Source organism: Streptomyces sp. NPDC001750, from assembly GCF_042892615.1.
In the GTDB taxonomy this organism is placed as follows: Bacteria; Actinomycetota; Actinomycetes; order Streptomycetales; family Streptomycetaceae; genus Streptomyces.
Map to the genome: position 1 here is coordinate 1 of NZ_JBIAUE010000086.1, position 1588 is coordinate 1588.

The 1588-nt window shown below is 69.0% G+C and carries 2 protein-coding genes; both read left to right on the forward strand.

What is annotated here, in order from left to right:
- The first annotated feature begins 1 nt into the window (after position 1).
- The gene (locus tag ACFYY6_RS38300; RefSeq protein WP_389197773.1) at positions 2–1189 is read left to right on the forward strand and encodes an ABC transporter substrate-binding protein; all 1188 of its coding nucleotides are present in this window, start codon (positions 2–4) and stop codon (positions 1187–1189) included.
- Between the two features lie 109 nt (positions 1190–1298).
- On the forward strand, positions 1299–1588 hold a 290-nt coding region (locus ACFYY6_RS38305; protein ID WP_389197775.1), incomplete at its 3' end, for a carbohydrate ABC transporter permease.

Genomic DNA, 1588 nt, shown 5'->3' on the forward strand with positions numbered 1-1588 from the left:
GCTGGCCGCCGGTGTGCTGGCCGGCTGTTCCAGCGGCGGCGACGACAACACCGTCACCATGTGGACCTACCCGGTCATCTTCGACGAGGCGAAGAACAAGGCGTACTGGGACGGTCTGGTCAAGGCGTTCGAGAAGGAGCACTCGGGCGTCAAGGTGAAGGTGGAGACCTTCCCCTGGGCCAACCGCGACACCGCCCTGGCCACCGCGATCGCCTCGGGCAAGGGTCCGGACGCGGTCTACCTGATCCCGGACCAGCTGCCGAAGTACGCCAGGAACATCGTCCCGGCCGACGAGTACATGCCCTCCGGCGCCGAGTCCGACTACACCGACTTCGCGCTGAAGTCCGTCACCATCGACGGCAAGGCGCTAGCCACCCCGGTCCTGACCAGCGCCAACCCGCTGATCTGCGACAAGCGGGTGTTCGACGCGATCGGCGAGAAGAACTACCCCACGACCTGGGCGGACCTGGAGGCGCTGGGCCCGAAGCTGAAGGCGAAGGGCTACTACGCCACCAGCCACAGCGGTGACACCCAGCAGACGCTGAACATGACCTTCTACCCGCTGCTGTGGCAGGCGGGCGGCGACGTCTTCTCCAAGGACGGCAAGCAGGTCACGTTCAACGACGCGGCCGGTGTCAAGGCGCTGACGTACCTGAAGAAGCTCGTCGAGGGCGGCTACACCGACAAGGACCTGATCACCACCGCGCCGAAGCTGGAGCAGACCCCGACCGCCAAGGGCAAGACCGCCTGCACCTGGCAGAACACCCCCACCGACGTCGAGCCGTTCTGGGGCAAGGAGAACATCGTCGTCCGGCCGCCGCTGAAGGACGTCGAGTCGGTCGGCTACGGCACGGTGGGCGCCCTGTCCATGCTGAAGGGCGCCGACAAGAAGAACACCGGCGACTGGCTGAACTTCGTCGCCGAGTCGAAGAACGCGGCCGGTCTGCAGAAGGAGGCCGGCTACTTCCCGGCCCGCAAGTCCGGCGGCGACCTCTACCCGGGCGACGCGCTGCAGTCGGCGGTCGGCGCCACGCTGCCGAGCATGACCGTGGGCCCGCTCCACGACAAGTCCCGTGAGGTCCAGGGCGTGCTCGCGCCGGAGATCCAGGCCGCTCTGCTGGGCAAGAAGAGCCCGCAGGAAGCGCTGGACGCCGCGCAGAAGGCCGCGCAGGCGCTGCTCGGCCGCTGATACACGGGTGCGGGGCCCGCATCCGGCCGCACCCGGACCCGGGACCCGCACCCCCCTGGGGCGGTTTTGTCCGCCCCCGCCCTTTCCCCCGCACCGCAAGGAGATCCCCGTGGCAGTCGTCGCGGAACCCACCCGCCGGGGCCGTCGCAGCGGGCCGCAGGCGCGCCGCGAGGCCCGGATCGGCCTGCTGTTCGTCCTCCCGTGCTTCCTGCTCTTCCTCGCCTTCCGGTTCGGTCCGGGCATCGCCGGTGTGCTGATGAGCTTCACCGACTACACCCTGACCGGCGGCGGCAGCTTCATCGGGCTGGACAACTTCACCCGCCTGTGGGACGACCCGCTGTTCTGGCAGGCACTGAAGGTCACCGTCCTGTACACCGTGCTCGCCGTGCCGGGCACGCT